Raw genomic sequence first — 19,293 nt, 5'->3', positions numbered from 1 at the left:
CGCCATGAACGCTTCCGTCACGAACACCGCCCGGCTGCTCGGCGCGGGCCTGCGGGCCCTGCTCGTCCTGACCCTGGTGACCGGCGTCGTCTATCCGCTGGTCGTCACCGGCATCGCGCAGGCCCTCTTCCCCGGCCGGGCGAACGGCTCCGAGATCAGGGCGGACGGGAAGGTCGTCGGCTCGTCCCTGATCGGGCAGCCGTACGATCTGCCGCTGAAGAAGGGGCAGCAGACCCCGGAGCCGGATCTGAGGTGGTTCCAGGGCCGTCCCGCGAACGGCCTCGGGACCAACACCGTCAACACGCAGTACCACCTGATCCTGTCCGGCGCGACCAACCTGGCCGCGGACAGCAAGGTGCTGCTCCGGCAGGTCGAGGACGCCAAGGCGGCGGTCGTCCGGGACAACTCGGTGCCCGGCCACACCGTCGAGCCGTCCGAGGTCCCCGCCGACGCGGTGACCTCCTCCGGCTCCGGCCTCGACCCCGACATCTCCCCGGCCTACGCCGCCCTCCAGGCCCCCCGGGTCGCCGCGAGGAACCATCTGCCGCTCGCCCGGGTGGAGCAACTGGTCCGGGACCACACCACCGGCCGCACCCTCGGCTTCCTGGGCGAGCCGCGGGTGAACGTCCTCGAACTCAACGTCGCGCTGAAGGACTTGGCGGCGAAGAGCTGAGGGCGGGCCGGGCGGACGGGCACCAGGCGGACCGGTGCCTGGTGGACCGGCGCCGGGCGGACCGGTGCCTGGTGGGCCGGTGCCGGTTGGACCGGCGCCCGGCGGACCGGCGCCCGGCGGTCCCGTGCCCGGCGGCGGCCCCGTGACTCAGCCGACGCGCCGGAGCGTGTCCGGGGTGAGGTCGGCGAGCGTCGGATAGCCGTCCACGGCCATCAGGAGATCCGCCTCCGCGAGCAGCGACCGCAGCACGTGCACGATGCCGTCGGCGCCGGCCAGCGCCGCCCCGTAGGCGTAGGGGCGGCCGACGCCCACGGCGGTGGCGCCCAGCGCGAGGGCCTTGACGACATCGGCGCCGGTGCGCACACCGGAGTCGAACAGCACGGGCAGCCCGTCGGCCGCCTCCACCACACCGGGCAGGGCGTCCAGCGCCGGCAGGCCGCCGTTGGCCTGCCGGCCGCCGTGGTTGGAGCAGTACACGCCGTCCACGCCGCCGTCCCGGGCGCGGCGCACGTCGTCGGGGTGGCAGATGCCCTTCAGGATCAGCGGCAGCTCGGTGAGCGACCGCAGCCAGGCCAGGTCGTCCCAGGTGAGCGGGTTGCCGAAGGTCATCGCCCAGTGCAGTACGGCGGCCCCCGGATCGTCCTCGGGAGCCTTGGCCAGACGGGAGCGGAAGACCGGGTCGGAGAAGTAGTTGGCCAGGCAGTGGCCGCGCAGCTGGGGGAAGTTGCTGGTCGTCAGGTCGCGCGGCCGCCAGCCGGTGATCCAGGTGTCCAGGGTGACCACGATGCCCTTGAACCCGGCGGCCTCCGCCCGGTGCACCAGGCTCTCCGCCACCTCCCGGTCGGTGGGGGTGTAGAGCTGGAAGAAGCCGGGCGTCTCGCCGAACTCGGCCGCCACTTCCTCCATCGGATCGACGGTGAGGGTGGAGGCGACCATCGGCACCCCGGTGCGGGCGGCGGCGCGGGCCGTGGCCAGATCGCCGTGCCCGTCGGGCGCGCACAGCCCGATCACCCCGACCGGCGCCAGGAACAGCGGCGTGGCCAGCCGCATCCCGAACAGGTCCACGCCCAGGTCGCGTTCGGTGGGGCTGACCATCATGCGCGGCACCAGCCCCCACCGCTCGAACGCGGTGACATTGGCCCGCTGGGTGTGCTCGTCGCCGGCGCCGCCCGCCACATAGGAGCGGATGGAGGGCGTCATCGCCGCCTGCGCCACCGGTTCCAGGTCGCGGTACGTCATCGGCAGGCCCGGCACCACACCGCGCAGCCCGTCGAGGTAGATCTCGTTCTGGTAGTCGGCGAAAGCCATGCCCCGGCCTCCCGGCGTCGCTTCGGTCCCGGCCCGCCCGGCGCGGACCCTGAGCCCTAGAGTGTGGAAGACGATCCCTCGTCCGCCCCCCCAGACGCAGGATTCTCGCCCCGGAGAGGCCCCGGATGCAGGAAACGCCGAAACCGCCCAGCGAAGCACCCAGACCGCCCGGCGGCGCGGTGAAATCGCCCGGCGATGCGGCGAGCGCGCCCGGCGACGCGGCGAAATCGCCCGGCGAATCGGCGAGTGCGCTCAGCGGCGTGGCGAAACCGGCCCGCGAATCGGCGAGCGTGCCCGGCGGTGCGGCGAAATCGCCCCGCGATGCGGCGAGCGCGCTCGGCGGCGTGGCGAAACCGGCCCGCGATGCGGCGAGCGTGCCTGGCGGCGTGGCGAAACCGGCCCGCGATGCGGCGAGCGCGCCCGGCGGCGCGGCGGAATCGCCCGGCGATGCGGCGAGCGCACCCGGCGGCGCGGCGAAACTGTCCGGCACAGCGGCGACGTCCCTCGGCACAGCGGCGCAGCCGCTCGGCGAGGACGACCTGGCGCTGATCCACGCCCTCCAACTGCGCCCCCGGGCCTCCTGGACCGACCTCGGCCGCGCCCTCGGCGTCGATCCGGTGACCGTCGCCCGGCGCTTCGCCCGGCTGACCCGCCAGGGCGCCGCCTGGGTCGGACTGTCGCCCGGCCCGCGGCTGTTCGAGCAGATCTGCGCCGCCTTCGTAGAGATCGACTGCGCCCCCGGGGCCGCCGCCCGGACCGCCGCCGTCCTCGGGACGCACCCGCACCTGCTCACCCTCGAACGGTGCGCGGCGGGTCACGACATCCTCGCCACCGTCGCCGCCGCCGACCTCACCGCGCTCTCCCGCTACACCCTCGACCTGCTCCCGCGCGTCGAGGGCGTCACGGCGGTCCGGGCCCGGATCGTCACCCACATGTTCGCCGAGGGCGGCCGGTGGCGCATCGCCGCCCTCGACCCGGACCAGCGCACCCGCCTGACCACGGTGCCCGACACCCGGCCGCCCCGCGCCGGCCACCGCGAGATCACCGGCTTCGACCGGGCGCTGCTGGTCCGTCTGGCCCACGACGGCCGCGCTTCCTACCAGAGCCTGGCCACCGCGCTCGGCGTCAGCCTGTCCAGCGCACGGCGCCGGCTGGACCAGCTCGTCCGTCTGGACCTGCTGCGCTTCCGCTGCGACTTCGCCCGGCCGCTCGGCGGGTGGCCGGTGGCCGTCACCTTCCGGGCCACGGCGCCACCCGCCGAACTCCCCGAGATCGGTCACGCCCTGGTCCGGCGGCCCGAGATCCGCAACTGCGCCGCGGTCACCGGGCCGTACAACCTGCTCCTCCAGGCCAGCCTGCACTCCGTGGCGGACGTGCCGCGTCTGGAGGCGCGGCTGGCGGCCGCCCATCCCGGCCTCGGCATCGCCGACCGGACGGTCACCCTGCGCCACGACAAACTGCTCGGCCGCCTGCTCGATCCGTACGGCCGGTCCGTGGGCGTGGTCCCGCCCGACATCTGGGCGGAACCGGTAAGTGTGGACCTGACGTAAGCAACCGCTTAGTATCTCATACAGGTACCGCCCGCCCCTCACCGAGAAGCCGAGAAGAGAACCATGGCCTCCCTGCTGCTGTCCCGTCGTGATCTCGACTTCCTGCTGTACGAGTGGCTCGACGTGGAGTCCCTCACCGCGCGCCCGCGCTTCGCCGACCACTCGCGGGAGACCTTCGACGCGGCGCTGGACCTCAGCGAGACGATCGCCACCCGGCACTTCGCCCCGCACAACAAGAAGAACGACGCCGAGGAGCCGCGCTTCGACGGCACCCGGGTGCACATCATCCCGGAGGTCGGAAAGGCCCTGCGGGTCTTCGCCGACGCCGGGCTGATCGGCGGCGCCATGGACGCCGAGGTGGGCGGCATGCAGCTGCCCGGCGTGGTGGCCGACGCGTGCTTCGCCTGGTTCCAGGCCGCCAACGTGGGGACCGCCGCGTACCCCTTCCTCACCATCGGCAACGCCAACCTGCTGCTGGCCCACGGCAGTTCGGAGCAGATCGACACGTATGTGCGCCCCATGGTCGAGGGCCGCTTCACCGGCACCATGTGCCTGTCCGAGCCGCAGGCCGGGTCCTCGCTGGCCGATGTGCGCACCCGCGCCGAACCGGCCGGCGACGGCGCCTACCGGCTGTTCGGCAACAAGATGTGGATCTCGGGCGGCGACCACGAACTGACCGAGAACATCGTCCACCTGGTCCTGGCCCGCATCCCCGGCGGGCCGCCCGGGGTGAAGGGCCTGTCGCTGTTCATCGTCCCCAAGTACCTGGTCGGGCCCGACGGCACGCCCGGCGAGCGCAACGACGTCGTCCTGGCCGGCCTCAACCACAAGATGGGCTACCGCGGCACGACCAACACCCTGCTCAACTTCGGCGAGGGCGGCTTCCGTCCGGGCGGCGCGCCCGGAGCCGTCGGCCACCTGGTCGGCGAACCGCACCGCGGGCTGGCGTACATGTTCCACATGATGAACGAGGCCCGGATCGGCGTAGGCCTCGGCGCCACCGCCCTCGGTTACACCGGCTACCTGCACGCCCTGGACTACGCCCGCACCCGCCCCCAGGGCCGCCCGGTCACCGCGAAGGACGCCGCCGCGCCCCAGGTGCCGATCATCGAGCACGCCGACGTACGACGGATGCTGCTGGCCCAGAAGTCCTACGTGGAGGGCGCGTTGGCCCTCATCCTCTACTGCGGCCGGCTGCTGGACGAGCAGCGCACGGCGGCGACGGAGCAGGAGCGCGACCGGGCCCGGCTCCTGCTGGACGTCCTCACCCCGATCGCCAAGAGCTGGCCCTCCCAGTGGTGCCTGGAGGCCAACAACCTGGCCATCCAGGTGCACGGGGGCTACGGCTACACCCGTGAGTACGACGTCGAGCAGTTCTACCGCGACAACCGCCTCAACCCCATCCACGAGGGCACCCACGGCATCCACGGCCTCGACCTGCTCGGCCGCAAGGTCGTCGCGGACGGCGGCGCGGGCCTCGGGCTGCTCGCGGAGACGATCTCCGCCACGACCGCCCGGGCCGCCGCCGCACAGGGCGAACTCGCCGAGCTGGGCCGGAGACTGGACGCCGCGCTCGCCCGGATCGTCACCGTGACCGGACGGCTGTGGGCCGACGGCGACCCGCAGACGGCCCTCGCCAACGCCTCCGTCTACCTGGAGGCCGTCGGACACACCGTCCTCGCCTGGATCTGGCTGGAGCAACTGCTCGCGGCCGACGGACGCGACGGCGACTTCTACGCGGGCAAGCGCCAGGCGGCACGCTACTTCTTCCGCTACGAACTCCCGCGGACCACAGCACAGTTCGACCTGCTGGAGAGCCTGGACCGCACGACCCTTGACATGGACCCGGACCACTTCTGACCCCGCTCAGTCCGCCGGCGCGTACCTGTTGCGCGGGCGCGGCAGGCCCAGGCGGTCGCGAAGGGCGCCGGGGGCGTGCTCCGCAAGGACCGGGCGGCGACCGCCGCGGCTGGCATCGTCAGGTTGTCCGGACGGCCCGCCACGTCCAACTCGTAGATGACGCCCTTGTGTTCGCGTTAGCCGCAGGCCCTCGGCGAGGAAGAGGAAGTCGAACCGGCCGCGCTCCGCCGTCCGCGCCAGACGCGCGAAGCTGTCGACGGAGATCTGGCTCGTGGAGCGCGGGTCCGATCAGACGGTGACGTTGTGGACGCCCGGCAGTCGCGCGGCGAGATGGATCTGCCGGGGGTTGCGTTCTGTGGGCGACATACGTTCCTCACACCTCCGTTCCGCTGTGCGCGCCGGGCCGGCGGCGCGCCGGGAAGCCGTGATCGCGGGCCGCGACCACGACGACGAGCACCGGCAGCAGGAGCAGCAGCACGGTCGGCGGGAAGGAACCGCTGCCGCGCGCGTCGAGCAGGACGCCGCCCAGCACACCGCCGGCGGCCATCGCCACGTTCCACAGCGTCACCAGCATCGCCTGCGCCGCGTCGGCGTGTTCGCCGCCCGCGTCGCCGACCGCGGTCTGCAACAGGGTCGGCACCCCGCCCCAGCCCAGCCCCCACAGCGCCGCCGCCGCGTAGACCGGCGCGCCGCCCTCGCTCAGCAGGGCGAGCAGCGCGGCGGCGGCCGCCACCAGCACGGTCCCGGCGACGGTCAGCGCCCGCAGCCGCCGCTGGATGCGGGCGCCGACGACCCAGATGCTCACCAGCGAGGCGGCGCCGAAGACGAGCAGGACCAGATCGGTACGGTCCTCCATCCCGAGCCCGTCCAGGAACGCGGCGATGTAGGCGTACAGCACCGTATGGGCCAGGACGAAGACGAGCGTCACGAACAGCACCGGGCGCACGCCCGGCACCCTCAACGCGTCCCGCATGCGCGGACGTCGACCGCTTCGCGCCCCCGGGTGGTCGGGCACGGCGGCGGTGATCCACGCCAGCAGCGCCACCGTCAGCGCCGACATCGCTAGGAACGCCACCCGCCAGCCGAGGGCATGACCGAGGAAGGTGCCGGCCGGCACGCCGAGGGAGAGCGCCACCGGGATGCCCGCCATGGCGACGGCGATGGCCCGGCCCTGCAACGGGACCGGCGCGAGCCGCCGCGCGTAGCCGGCGAGCAGCGCCCACGCCAGGCCGGCGGCGACACCGGCTACGAAGCGGGCCGCCATCGTCAGCCCGTAGACGGAGGACAGCGCCGTCACCGTGTTGGCCGCGGCGAAGCCCGCAACGGCGGTCAGCAGCAGCCGCTTACGCCGCCAGGTCGCGGTGGCCGCCGTCAGCGGGATCGCGGTGAGCGCGGTGCCGATCGCGTAGACGGTGACCGTCTGCCCGGTCGCCGACTCGCTCACCTCCAGATCGCGGCTCATCGCGGTGAGCAGGCCCGCGGGGAGGGTCTCGGTGAGGCTGGTGACGAAGACGGCGGTGGCCAGGGCGAGGAGGGCGGGGAGGGGGAGCTTCTGGCGGGGGTGGTCGAGGCGGCGCGGGCCGGCCGTGGCGGTTGTGCCGCTGGGGCCGCCGCCCGTGCCGCCGCTTGTGTCGCTGCCTGTGCCGCTGCTCGGGCCGCCGCTTGCGCCGCTGCTTGTGTCGGGTGACGTGCTCATGGACGTGTGCTCCCAGTCCGTGGTTCGGGGGGTGGTCGGGACGACTGTGCGGGCGAGCACTTCGGGAATGCTTCGGATTTCCTTCGGGAACGCTTCCGGAACGCTTCGGGGCGGGCGGAGCACGGGCGAACTCCCCGGCGCGCGGGTACCGTTGCGGCCATGCGGTTTGGCGTGCTCGGACCACTCGCGGTGTGGGACGACGAGGGGGAGCCGGTCCGGGTGCCCGAGACCAAGGTGCGGGCGCTGCTGGCCGATCTGCTCGCGCACGACGGCGGTCCCGTCTCCGCCGACCGCCTCGTCCACGACCTCTGGGGCGACGACCCGCCTGCCCGTCCCTCGGGCGCGCTGCAGGCCAAGGTCTCCCAACTGCGCCGGGTGCTCGGCCGGGAGCGGCTGGTCCGGCAGCCGCCGGGCTATCGGCTGCGGCTCGACGCGGCCGACGAGGTGGACGTGGAGCGGTTCGGCGGTCTCGTCGCCCGCGCCCGCTCCGTCACGGACCCGCGGGTGCGGTCGGCGCTGCTCACCGAGGCCCTGGGGCTGTGGCGGGGGCCGGCGTACGCGGACTTCGCCGACGAGGAGTTCGTCCGGGCGGCGCGCCAGTGCCTGGCGGAACAGCGGCTGGCCGTGGTGGAGGAACGGGCCGAGGCCCGGCTGGCGGCGGGAGACCATCTGCTCCTCGCCGGCGAACTGACCGCCCTCGTGGCCGAACACCCGCTACGGGAGCGGCTGCGCGCCGCGCAGATGCTGGCGCTGTACCGGGCGGGCCACCAGAGCCGGGCACTCGCCTCGTACGAGGAGCTGCGGCTTCGGCTCGCCGGGGAACTGGGCGCGTGTCCCGGCCCCGCACTGAGCGCACTGCACGGGGCGATGCTACGACAGGCCCCGGAACTCGACGCCCCGGTCGCGGCTTCGGCCCCGGTCGCGGTCGCGGTCGCGGTCGCGGGCGCGTCGTCGGCTTCGGCCTCGGGCTCTGCGCCGGTCGCTGTCGCGTCCTCGGCTTCGGCCTCGGGCTCGGCCCCGGTCGCGGTTGCGCCCTCGGCTTCGGCCCCGGGCTCGGGCTCGCTCCCGGCCTCGGGCTCGGGATCGGTCCCGGTCTCGGCTTCGGTCCCCGCGCCTGCCCCGGTCTCGGATGCGCTCCTGGGCTCAGGCCCGGCACCCGCCCCGGCGGCGGCTGCGGTGGGTGACCTCGGTGTGCCGGTGAGCGAGGCCCTCCCGCCCGCGGGACCGGAAGCCGTCACGGCGTCCACCGAAGCCGCCGGCTTCGCAAGGGCCACCGCCTCATCGGGGCTCGGCGGGTCTGCCGCGTCCCCAGGCCCCGCTGGGTCTGCTGCTTCAGGCGGGGCCACGGGGTCCGCCGGGCTCACCGGGTCCGGCGGGGGCGCCGGGCTCGGCGGGGCCGTCGGTCCCACGGCCCCCGTCGGTCCCACGGCCCCCGCCGTTCCCGTCCACCTCCCGGTGCCGCTGACCGCTCTCATCGGTCGCGAACAGGCCCTCGGTCGTCTCGCTCGGCTCCTCCGCCGGGAGCGGCTGGTCACCCTCACCGGTCCCGGCGGCGTCGGCAAGACCCGCCTGGCGGTGGCCGCCGCGCGGGACGCCGCCTCCGGCGGGGACGTCGCCGGACTGCCCGACGGAGTGTGGTTCGTGGAGTTCGCGGGGCTCCGTACCGCCACCCCCGACGACCTCGCGGACGTCGTCGCCGCGAGCCTCGGCATCCGGGACGACGCTCCCGCCGCCCCCTCGCCCACCGGCACCGCACCCCTCACACCCGTACGACGCCTGGCCGCCGCCCTGCGCGATCGCCGCGCCCTCCTCGTCCTCGACAACTGCGAACACGTCGTCGCGGCCGCCGCCGAACTGGTCGTATCCCTCCTGCACAGCTCCCCCCATCTACGCATCCTCACCACCGGCCAGGAACCCCTCGCCCTGGTCGGCGAGACCGTGTTCCTGGTCGAACCGCTCCGGCCGGACGACGCCGTACGGCTGTTCACCGAGCGCGCCGCCGCCCGCGCCCCCGGCTTCCACCCCGCCTCCGACTACGCCGCCGTCGCCGAGATCTGCCGCCGCCTGGACGGCATCCCCCTCGCCCTGGAGCTGGCCGCCACCCGCGTACGCGCCCTCGGCGTACGGGAGTTGGCCGCCCGCCTCGGCGACCGCTTCGGCGTGCTCACCGCCGGGCAGCGCACCGCGCCCGCCCGTCAACGCACCCTGCGCGCGATGATCGACTGGAGCTGGGAACTCCTCAGCGAGCCCGAACGCGTCGTCCTCGGCCGCCTCGCCGTGCACAGCGACGGCTGCGGCCTCGACGCGGCGGAGGCGGTGTGCGCGGGCGACGGCGTACCCGGCGCCGACGTGCTCGACCTGGTCACCCGGCTGGTCGAGAAGTCCCTCGTCGTCGTCACGGACGGACCCGCCGGCCCGCGCTACCGGCTCCTGGAGTCGGTCGCCGCGTACTGCGCCGAGCGGCTGCGCGAGACGGGCGACGAGACGGCCGTACGCGAGCGCCATCTGCGTCACTACCTCGCCCTCGCCGAAGACGCCGAGCCACACCTGCGCGGCGCGCGGCAGCGGGAGTGGCTCGCCCGGCTCGACACCGAGGCGGGCAACCTGCGCACCGCGCTGGACGAGGCGGTACGGCGGGCCGCCGCCGGGCGGAGCGAGGAAGCCGTACGGCTCGTCACCGCACTGTCCTGGTGGTGGCTGCTGCGCGGCCGTCTCACCGAGGCCCACCGCAACCTGACCACCGTCCTCACGGCGACCACGGCGACCACGGCGACCACGGCGACCGAGGCGGCTACGGCCACCACGGCCCCCACAGCCACCATGGACGACACCACCCGCGACCCCGCCCCCGAACTCCTCCTGCTGCACCACGCGTTCGCCCTCCTGACCGGCGACCGCACACCACCCCCGTCCTCCGAGGCGCGCACAGACCTCACACCCACCGACACACCCGACGCCGCAGCCCCCGGCCCCCACACCCGCGCCCACACCCGCGCCCTGTGGCTGACCGCCTACGGAATGTTCAGCGTCGGCGACCTCGACGCCGCCGACGCGCTGAACACCCGCGCCCTCGCCCGTTTCGAGGCCGCCGACGAGCGGTGGGGCGTCGCGGCGGCGCTCGGCCTGCGCGCGGCGCTCGCCCTGGTCCGCGGCGACCTGCGCGCCCTGGCCCGCGACGGGGAACGCAGCCGGACCCTCTTCCGCGCCCTCGGCGACCGCTGGGGCGAGGTGCAGACCGTGTCCCCGCTCGCCGCGCTCGCCGAGATCAAGGGCGAGTACGCGCAGGCGGAGCGCTGTCAGCGCGAGGGCCTGGAGATGGCCCGGGAGCTGGGACTGCGCGCCGAGGTCTCGGCCCGGCTCTCCGGACTCGGCCGCCTCGCACTGCTCGCCCGCGACTTCGAGCGGGCGCGCGACCTGCACCAGCGGGCCCGGCGTATCGCCGTCGAGCAGGGCTACCGGTACGGGGAGATCCACGCCGACATGGGGCTGGCCCTCGGTGCGCGGCGCTGCGGCGACCTCGACGCGGCCGAGGCGTTCCTGCTGCGCATCCGCGACCGGCACGCCGAGGTGTCCTCCCCGGCCGGCGACCACCTGCTCCACGCCGAGCTGGGATTCCTCGCCGAACTCCGCGGCGACGCCGAGCAGGCGGCCGCCCACCATCTGCGCGGCCTGGCGATCGCCCGCACCCTGGACGAGCCGCGTGCCCTCGCCCTCTGCCTGGAGGGGCTGGCGGGCGTGGCCGCCCTGGCCGGGGACCGTGCCGGCGCCGCCCGCGCGGCCCGGCTCCTCGGGGCCGCCCACGCCGCGCGCCGTGGCGTGGGCGCGCCGCTGCCGTCGGCCGAACGCGGCGACGTGGACCGCGTCACCGCGGCGGCGCGTGCCGTGCTGGGCGGGCCCGCCTTCGATGAGGCGTTCGCAAGCGGTACGTCCCTGGGCCTCGCCGAGGCCGAGCGCCAGGCGCGCGCCGCACTGTCCCGCCCGGCGGACCGAGCGGCCTGACCAGCCGCTTGGTCGGCCGCTTGGCCGGCCACCTGACCAGCCACGACCCGGGCGGTGCCGACCCGACCAGCCACGACCCGGGCGGCGCCGACCCGACCAGCCACAACCCGGGCGGCGCCGACCCGCGGCGGAGTGGATCTCCCTTGACCCGGTCTTTGCCACCCCTTCGTTGTAGTTGCGAGTCATGTGCAGAAGCGTGGGGTACGCGACGACATGTGCGGCCGAGATCAGCCGCTCGCCGTCGCTGTGATCAGCCGCTCGCAGACCAGCGGGACCGACACCAGTGGCACCAGTGACATCAGTGAGGCCAGTTCCATGACCACCGCCCCCGATTCCGCCCCCGCGCGCCCGGCCGCCCCGGACGGCGGGCCCCGCCTGTCGTGGCGCCGCGTCCGCGCGTCCATGACCCGCAAGGAGTGGGCCGGCGTCGGCGGCATGGCGGGGTTCGTCCTCGCCCTGCACGTCATCGGATGGGTCACCCTGGTCGGCATCGTCGCCCCGGAGCACTACAGCCTGGGCGCCAAGACCTTCGGCGTGGGCATCGGCGTCACCGCCTACACCCTCGGCATGCGGCACGCGTTCGACGCCGACCACATCGCCGCGATCGACAACACCACCCGCAAGCTGATGAACGAGGGCAGACGGCCCCTGTCGGTCGGCTTCTGGTTCTCCCTCGGCCACTCCACGATCGTCTTCCTCCTCGCCTTCCTGCTCTCGCTGGGCGTGAAGGCCCTGGCCGGACCCGTCGAGAACGACGACTCCGAGCTGCACAGCGTCACCGGCTGGATCGGCACGACCGTCTCCGGGACCTTCCTCTACGTCATCGCGGTCATCAACCTGCTGATCATGGCGGGCATCTGGAAGGTGTTCCGGCAGATGCGCGCCGGGCACTTCGACGAAGCCGCGCTGGAGCAGCAGCTCGACAACCGCGGCTTCATGAACCGCCTGCTGGGCCGGCTGACGAAGGCGATCACCAAGCCGTGGCAGATGTATCCGCTCGGTCTGCTCTTCGGCCTCGGCTTCGACACAGCGACCGAGATCGCCCTGCTCGTCCTGGCCGGATCGGGCGCGGCCTCCGGACTGCCCTGGTACGCCATCCTGTGCCTGCCCGTCCTGTTCGCCGCGGGCATGTCGCTGCTGGACACGATCGACGGCTCGTTCATGAACTTCGCCTACGGCTGGGCGTTCTCCAAGCCGGTCCGCAAGGTCTACTACAACCTCACGATGACCGGACTGTCCGTCGCCGTCGCGCTCGTCATCGGCACCGTCGAACTGCTCGGCCTGGTCGCCGACCAGGCGGATCTGCACGGCGCGTTCTGGGACTGGATCGCCGGACTCGACCTGAACATCGTCGGCTACGTCGTCGTCGGCCTGTTCTTCGCCACCTGGGCCGTCGCCCTCGTGGTGTGGAAGGTCGGCCGGATCGAGGAGAAGTGGGAGGCGGGCATGGCCCGCGCGGCGGCGTCGGCGGAACCGGAGTGACCCGGACGGCCGGGGCCCGCGCCGCCGGTGCGATGATGATCGCCGGCAAGAGTGACGGCGGTCCGGGAAGCGGTGGGGTGTGACCGGAGGGGCGGGGAACGCGGCGGCGGATGACGGGGGCGCGGCGGGCGGCGGGCCGGTGCCGTGCCGGGTCGTCGTCTGCCGGGACTGCTGTTGCGGCACCTCCAAGGTGGCCGGCGACCACGCGGCGCGGACCGCGCGCCTGCGGGCGGCGGCGCCGGTGCGGATCTCCGACTGCCTGGACGTGTGCGACCAGGCCAACGTGGTCGTCGTACAGCCGTCCGCCGCGGGCCGGGCCGCCGGTGCCCGGCCGGTGTGGCTGGGGCTCGTCAACGACGCGGACGCGACCGAGGACATCGTCGCCTGGGTGCGGGCCGGCGGCCCCGGCGTCGCTCCCCGGCCGGACATCCTCGACCTGTACGCCTTCACCCCGCCGCGCCGCCGCACGGAGCCCTGAGGCCGGAACACCCCGCCGGCCGGGCCGCCGTACGGGTCGGGCCGGCGACGGGGGCTGGATTTACTTGGACGTCCAACTATATAGTCGCGACCAAGGCCCGCGGTGCAGGGAAGCCGGTGTGATTCCGGCACGGTCCCGCCACTGTGACCGGGGAGTGCGCCGTCGAGCGGTACGCCACTGACGAGCAGGATGTCGGGAAGGCGGACGGCGCGCGCTGATCCGGGAGTCAGGATACCGGCCGCGGGATGTTCCGTGTGGTCCACGAGGATGGAGCTGACACGCATGGCACCGGTGTGCGTCCACGACCCCGGCCGACCCGCCCGGCGGTCCGTACCCCACCCGGGAACCGCGGCCGATCCAGGCCCCGCCCGGCCTCGGACCGCCCTGGCCTGACGGTCCGTTCCCGCGCCGTCCGCGCTCTCGCGCGGCCCCGCTCCCCGCGCCCGCGTACGCCCCCGGCGTGCCGTGTGCCGCGTGCCCCGGGGCAGCGCGCCGTCCTCGGACCCCACCTGACGAGAGCAGGCACCCATGGTCCGCACCACCGACACCACCGACATCCCCGATCGTGCCCCCGTCCGCGAACTGACCCACTTCATCGGCGGCAAGCACACCCCCGGCGCCTCCGGTGCGTACGGCGACGTGTACGACCCGAACGCCGGCGAGGTCCAGGCCCGCGTGCCCCTGGCGAGCCGCGCCGAGACCGAGGCGGCGATCGCCGACGCGGCCCTGGCGCAGCCCGAGTGGGCCGAGTGGAACCCGCAGCGCCGCGCCCGTGTCCTGCTGCGCTTCCTCGCCCTGGCCGAGCGGGACAAGGACACCCTGGCCCGGCTGCTGTCCGCCGAGCACGGCAAGACGATCGCGGACGCGCACGGCGACCTCCAACGCGGCCTGGAGGTCGTCGAGTTCGCGGCCGGAATCCCGCATCTGCTCAAGGGCGAGTTCACCGACAACGCCGGCACCGGCATCGACGTGCACTCCCTGCGCGCGCCCCTCGGCGTCATCGCCGGCATCACGCCGTTCAACTTCCCCGCGATGATCCCCCTGTGGCAAGCCGCCCCCGCGCTGGCCTGCGGAAACGCCTTCGTCCTCAAACCCGGCGAGCGCGTCCCGTCCGTCCCGCTGCGGCTCGCCGAACTCTTCCTGGAGGCCGGTCTGCCGCCCGGCGTCCTCAACGTCGTGCACGGCGGCCGGGAAGCGGTCGACACCCTGCTGGCGGACCCGCGCGTGGCCGCCCTCGGCTTCGTCGGCTCCACCCCGATCGCCGCGCACGTCTACGCCACCGCCGCCGCCCACGGCAAGCGCGCCCAGTGCTTCGGCGGCGCCAAGAACCACATGATCGTGATGCCGGACGCCGACCTCGACCAGGCGGTGGACGCCCTGATCGGCGCCGGATACGGGTCGGCCGGCGAGCGCTGCATGGCGATCTCGGTCGCCGTACCGGTCGGCGAGGCCACCGCCGACCGCCTGGTCGCCCGGCTCAAGGAACGCGTCGGCGCGCTGCGCATCGGCCGCGGCGACGACCCCGAGGCCGACTTCGGACCCCTGGTGAGCCGCGACGCCCTCGACCGGGTCCGCTCCTACGTCGACCTGGGGGTCGAGGAGGGCGCCGAACTCGTCGTGGACGGAAGGGACTTCACGCTGCCCGGGCACGAGAACGGCTTCTTCGCCGGGGCCTCACTCTTCGACCGGGTCACCCCGGCGATGCGCATCTACCAGGAGGAGATCTTCGGGCCCGTCCTCTCAGTCGTCCGCGCCGCCGACTACGAGGAGGCCCTGCGCCTGCACAGCGAGCACCCGTACGGCAACGGCGTGGCGATCTTCACCCGCGACGGCGACACCGCCCGCGACTTCACCCGGCGGGTGAACACCGGCATGATCGGCGTCAACGTGCCCATCCCGGTGCCCGTCGCCTACCACACCTTCGGCGGCTGGAAGCGGTCCGGCTTCGGCGACCTGAACCAGCACGGCCCGGACGCGATCCGCTTCTGCACCCGGACGAAGACCGTGACCTCCCGCTGGCCGGCCGGCCGGCGCGAGGGCGCCAGCTTCACGATCCCGACGATGGGATGAGCGCCGTATGACCACCACCTCGCTCACCGAGGACCAGCAGGCCCTCGTCGAGACCACGCTCGACTTCGCCCAGGACCACCTCGCCCCGCACGCCCTGGACTGGGACCGCGACAAGCACTTCCCGGTGGACGTGCTGCGCAAGGCGGCCGGGCTCGGGCTCGGCGGCGTCTACGTCCGCGAGGAGTCCGGCGGCTCCGGGCTCGCCCGCGCCGACGGCGTCCTCGTCTTCGAGACCCTGGCCACCGGCTGCCCGGCCGTCGCCGGCTATCTCTCCATCCACAACATGGTCGCCTGGATGATCGACCACTACGGCGACGCCGCCCAGCGCGAGCGCCGGCTGCCGCGCCTGTGCGCCATGGACGACCTCGCCAGCTACTGCCTGACCGAGCCCGGCGCCGGCTCGGACGCGGCCGCCCTGACCACCCGCGCCGTCCGCGACGGCGACGCATACGTGCTCACCGGCGTCAAGCAGTTCATCTCCGGCGCGGGCGCCTCCCAGCTGTACGTGGTGATGGCCCGCACCGGCGGCGAGGGCCCCGGCGGGGTGTCCGCGTTCGTCGTGGACAAGGACGACCCCGGCCTCTCCTTCGGGCCGAACGAACGCAAGATGGGCTGGAACGCGCAGCCCACCCGCCAGGTGATCCTGGACCATGTGCGCGTACCCGCCGACCGGCTCCTCGGCCGCGAGGGCCAGGGCTTCCGGATCGCCATGAGCGGCCTGAACGGCGGCCGGCTCGGCATCGCCGCCTGCTCGCTCGGCGGCGCCCGCAGCGCCCTGGACCGCAGCCTCGCCCACCTCGCCGACCGCGAGGCCTTCGGCCGACGGCTGCTGGACGCGCAGGCGCTGCGCTTCCGCCTCGCCGACATGGCCACCGAGCTGGCCGCCGCACGCGCCCTGGTCCAGCAGGCCGCCCGCGCGCTGGACGCCGGGGACCCGCAGGCTCGGTATCTGTGCGCGATGGCCAAGCGGTTCGCCACCGACACCGGGTACTCGGTCGCCGACCGCGCGCTCCAGCTGCACGGCGGCTACGGCTACCTCAGCGAGTACGGCATCGAGAAGATCGTCCGCGACCTGCGGGTGCACCAGATCCTGGAAGGAACCAACGAGATCATGCGCGTCATCGTGGCCCGCGGCCTGACGGAGGCGTTCGGATGACCGCCGCCGAGGCCCCCGTCCTGTTCGGCACCGCCGGACGGGCCGCCCACATCACCCTCAACCGCCCCCGGGCCATCAACGCCCTCGACCACGAGATGGTGCGCCGCATCGACGCCGCGCTCACCGCGTGGGAACACGACCCGGCCGTGGAGACCGTCGTCGTCAGCGGCGCCGGAGAGCGCGGACTGTGCGCGGGCGGCGACATCCGCGCCGTGCACGACGACGCCCGCGACGGCGACGGCTCGGCAGCGGCGGCGTTCTGGCGCGACGAGTACCGCCTCAACGCCCGGATCGCCCGCTATCCCAAGCCGTACGTCGCGCTGATGGACGGCATCGTGATGGGCGGCGGCGTCGGCGTCTCCGCGCACGGCAGCGTCCGTATCGTCACCGAGCGGTCCCGGGTCGCCATGCCCGAGACCGGCATCGGCTTCGTCCCCGACGTCGGCGGCACCTATCTCCTCGGTCTCGCCCCCGGCGAACTCGGCACCCATCTCGCCCTGACCGGCGCGCAGATCGGCGCCGGCGACGCCCTGCTGTGCGGACTCGCCGACCACTACGTCCCCTCCGCCGCCCTCCCCGGCCTCGTCGCCGACCTCGCCGACCTGCCCGTGCACGACGCCCTCGAACGGCACGTACAGCCGCCGCCGCAGGGCGAGTTGGCCGCGCGGCGGGAGTGGATCGACGCCTGTTACGCGGCCGGCACTGTTGAGGAGATCGTGCGGCGGCTGCTCGGCCACGGCGACCCGGCCGCCAAGGAGGCCGCCGAGACCCTGCTGACCAAGTCGCCCACCTCGCTGAAGGTGACCCTGGCCGCGCTGCGCCGGGCCCGCCGGCTCGGTCCGCTGGAGCGGGTCCTCGACCAGGAGTACCGCGTCTCCTGCGCCTGTCTGCGCAGCCCCGACCTGGTGGAGGGCATCCGCGCCCAGGTCATCGACAAGGACCGCGACCCGCGCTGGTCGCCGCGGACCCTCGCCGAGGTCTCGGACGCCGACGTCGAGGCGTTCTTCGCGCCCCTCGGCGACCGGGAACTCGGGCTCGCCGACGGGGCCGGCAGCGATGCGGAGGTGGCCTGGTGACCCTCACCGTCGCGTTCGTCGGACTCGGGCACATGGGCGCCCCCATGGCCGCCCACCTCGCCGGGGCCGGACACCGGGTGCTCGGGCACGACCTCGTACCCGCCGCGCGGGAGGCCGCCGCGGCCCACGGGGTGGAGCCCGCGGCCACGGCGGCCGGGGCGGTCGCCGAGGCGGACGTGGTCCTCACCATGCTCCCCGCCGGCCGGCACGTCCTGGGCCTCTACGACGACCTCCTGTCCGCCGCCCGCCCCGGCGCCCTCTTCGTGGACTGCTCCACCATCGACGTCGCCGACGCCCGCACCGCCCACGAACGGGCCGCCGCAGCGGGCATGCGCTCCCTGGACGCGCCCGTGTCCGGAGGGGTCGTCGGCGCGGAGGCCGGCACGCTCACCTTCATGGCCGGCGGCGGCGAGGCGGAGTTCGCCGAGGCCCGGCCGCTGCTGGCGGCCATGGGCGAGAAGGCCGTGCACTGCGGCGGCCCGGGCGCCGGACAGGCCGCCAAGATCTGCAACAACATGATCCTCGGCGTCTCGATGATCGCCGTCAGCGAGGCGTTCGTCCTCGGCGAGAGCCTCGGCCTCACCCACCAGGCCCTGTACGACGTGGCCGCCACGGCCTCCGGGCAGTGCTGGGCGCTGAGAGTCAACTGCCCCGTCCCCGGCCCCGTTCCGGCCAGCCCCGCCAACCGCGACTACCGGCCCGGCTTCGCCGCCGCGCTGATGGCCAAGGACCTGGGCCTGGCCGCCGACGCCGCCCGCGAGGGCGGCGTGCACGCGGAACTCGGACTGCGCGCGGCCGAGTTGTACGCCGCCTACGCCGAACGCGTCGGCGACGCGGAGGACTTCTCCGGCATCGTGAAGACCATCAGGGAGAAGACCATCAGGGAGAAGACCGACAGGGAGAAGACCGACGGGGACAGGAGCGGACAGCGGGCATGACGACCACCGGACCGGATACCGACTACGAGACGATCCGCGTCGAACGCGAGGGCCGCACCGCCCTGCTCACCCTCGACCGCCCCCAGGCCCTCAACGCGCTCAACCTCCAGGTGATGCACGAGGTCGTGGCCGCCACCGAGGCCCTCGACCGCGACCCGGAGTGCGGCTGCGTCGTGATCACCGGCTCCGCCAGGGCGTTCGCGGCCGGCGCCGACATCAAGGAGATGCGCCCGCACGACTACCTGGACATGTACCTCGCCGACTGGTTCGCCGCCTGGGACCGGCTCGGGCGACTGCGCACGCCGACCGTGGCCGCCGTCGCCGGGTACGCCCTCGGCGGCGGCTGCGAACTCGCCATGCTCTGCGACATCCTGCTCGCCGCCGACACCGCCGTCTTCGGCCAGCCCGAGATCAAACTCGGCGTGATCCCCGGCATCGGCGGCTCCCAGCGGCTGACCCGCGCCGTCGGCAAGGCCAAGGCCATGGAGATGGTCCTCACCGGGCGCACCATGGACGCCGCCGAGGCCGAACGCGCGGGCCTCGTCTCGCGGGTGGTGCCCGCCGACGAGCTGATCGGCGGGGCGCTGGCGGTCGCGGACACCGTCGCGGGGATGTCGCTGCCGGTGGCGATGATGGCCAAGGAGGCCGTCGCCCGCGCCTTCGAGACCACGCTCGCCGAGGGCGTCCGCTTCGAACGCCGCCTGTTCCACGCGGTGTTCGCCACCGCCGACCAGAAGGAGGGGATGGGCGCCTTCGTCGACAAGCGCGCTCCGGACTTCCGCCACCGCTGATCCGCGCCGCCCCCGCCGTCCGGCCACCCGGTGCGAGAGGAAGATCACGCCGGGTGGCCGCGGTCTTGGCCCCGCCCGTCGCGCGCGGTACCGTCGATGCGATATCGACGAGGGCGAGACGGAAGCCGGTGAGAGTCCGGCACGGTCGCGCCACTGTGAACGGACGCCCCAGGCGTGCGTGAGTCAGACCCGTAGTCCTCGTCCTGTGCACCACCG

The 19,293-nt window shown here is 74.2% G+C and carries 13 protein-coding genes, 1 pseudogene and 1 riboswitch; of the genes and pseudogenes, 11 read left to right on the top strand and 3 right to left on the bottom strand.

Features of this window, described 5'->3' with window-relative positions:
* The first annotated feature begins 4 nt into the window (after positions 1–4).
* Complete coding sequence (locus tag K7787_RS10670) at positions 5–673, top strand: potassium-transporting ATPase subunit C (protein ID WP_043262118.1); 669 nt, start codon at positions 5–7, stop codon at positions 671–673.
* 147 nt (positions 674–820) lie between these two features.
* On the opposite strand, the gene K7787_RS10665 is transcribed toward K7787_RS10670, so the two are convergent.
* The gene (locus K7787_RS10665; protein ID WP_223001251.1) at positions 821–1,981 is read right to left on the bottom strand and encodes an alpha-hydroxy-acid oxidizing protein; all 1,161 of its coding nucleotides are present in this window, start codon (positions 1,979–1,981) and stop codon (positions 821–823) included.
* Between the two features lie 260 nt (positions 1,982–2,241).
* Here K7787_RS10665 and K7787_RS10660 point away from each other — a divergent pair, with 260 nt between their 5' ends.
* Together K7787_RS10660 and K7787_RS10655 are read left to right on the top strand one after the other, a co-directional pair.
* A complete protein-coding gene (locus K7787_RS10660) occupies positions 2,242–3,531 on the top strand; it encodes an Lrp/AsnC family transcriptional regulator (protein ID WP_308036325.1) in 1,290 nt (429 codons plus the stop codon).
* A 63-nt stretch (positions 3,532–3,594) separates the two neighbouring features.
* Positions 3,595–5,391: an acyl-CoA dehydrogenase gene (locus K7787_RS10655; RefSeq protein WP_223001250.1), complete on the top strand. Its 1,797-nt coding sequence runs from the start codon at positions 3,595–3,597 to the stop codon at positions 5,389–5,391.
* Positions 5,392–5,486: 95 nt separating this feature from the next.
* On the opposite strand, the pseudogene K7787_RS31690 reads toward K7787_RS10655, so the two are convergent.
* Positions 5,487–5,757: pseudogene (locus K7787_RS31690) on the bottom strand (F420-dependent methylene-tetrahydromethanopterin reductase); the annotation flags it as partial.
* A 7-nt stretch (positions 5,758–5,764) separates the two neighbouring features.
* Positions 5,765–7,087, bottom strand: a complete 1,323-nt coding sequence (locus K7787_RS10650; protein WP_223001249.1) for an MFS transporter — start codon at positions 7,085–7,087, stop codon at positions 5,765–5,767.
* A 159-nt stretch (positions 7,088–7,246) separates the two neighbouring features.
* Between K7787_RS10650 and K7787_RS10645 the strand changes: the two genes are divergently transcribed.
* The 8 genes from K7787_RS10645 (at position 7,247) to K7787_RS10610 (ending at position 19,077) form a co-directional block, all read left to right on the top strand.
* A complete protein-coding gene (locus K7787_RS10645; protein WP_223001248.1) occupies positions 7,247–11,086 on the top strand; it encodes an AfsR/SARP family transcriptional regulator in 3,840 nt (1,279 codons plus the stop codon).
* A gap of 315 nt (positions 11,087–11,401) precedes the next feature.
* Positions 11,402–12,568: a Nickel transporter NicT gene (gene nicT / locus K7787_RS10640; RefSeq protein ID WP_223001247.1), complete on the top strand. Its 1,167-nt coding sequence runs from the start codon at positions 11,402–11,404 to the stop codon at positions 12,566–12,568.
* A gap of 79 nt (positions 12,569–12,647) precedes the next feature.
* Positions 12,648–13,046, top strand: coding sequence for a (2Fe-2S) ferredoxin domain-containing protein (locus K7787_RS10635; protein WP_223001246.1), 399 nt, complete (start codon positions 12,648–12,650; stop codon positions 13,044–13,046).
* Between the two features lie 83 nt (positions 13,047–13,129).
* Positions 13,130–13,303, top strand: a riboswitch (cobalamin riboswitch).
* A gap of 271 nt (positions 13,304–13,574) precedes the next feature.
* On the top strand, positions 13,575–15,116 hold the full coding sequence (locus K7787_RS10630) for a CoA-acylating methylmalonate-semialdehyde dehydrogenase (RefSeq protein WP_223001245.1): 1,542 nt from the start codon (positions 13,575–13,577) through the stop codon (positions 15,114–15,116).
* 7 nt (positions 15,117–15,123) lie between these two features.
* Complete coding sequence (locus K7787_RS10625) at positions 15,124–16,272, top strand: acyl-CoA dehydrogenase family protein (protein ID WP_223001244.1); 1,149 nt, start codon at positions 15,124–15,126, stop codon at positions 16,270–16,272.
* Entirely contained in the window at positions 16,269–17,348 is a 1,080-nt protein-coding gene (locus K7787_RS10620) for an enoyl-CoA hydratase/isomerase family protein (RefSeq protein WP_223001243.1), read from the top strand. The genes K7787_RS10625 and K7787_RS10620 overlap by 4 nt, the downstream gene beginning before the upstream one ends.
* Positions 17,345–18,286 carry a 3-hydroxyisobutyrate dehydrogenase gene (gene mmsB, locus K7787_RS10615; protein ID WP_308036324.1) on the top strand — a complete coding sequence of 314 codons (942 nt, stop codon included), beginning with the start codon at positions 17,345–17,347 and terminating at the stop codon, positions 18,284–18,286. Before K7787_RS10620 ends, mmsB begins: the two co-directional genes overlap by 4 nt.
* Positions 18,283–19,077, top strand: a complete 795-nt coding sequence (locus tag K7787_RS10610) for an enoyl-CoA hydratase (protein ID WP_223001242.1) — start codon at positions 18,283–18,285, stop codon at positions 19,075–19,077. Before mmsB ends, K7787_RS10610 begins: the two co-directional genes overlap by 4 nt.
* The last annotated feature ends 216 nt before the right edge of the window (positions 19,078–19,293 follow it).

The sequence above is a fragment of the Streptomyces sennicomposti genome (genome assembly GCF_019890635.1).
Lineage (GTDB): Bacteria > Actinomycetota > Actinomycetes > Streptomycetales > Streptomycetaceae > Streptomyces > Streptomyces sennicomposti.
Note: the sequence above shows the minus strand (reverse complement) of the source record. Positions and strands in the feature narration are given on the sequence as shown.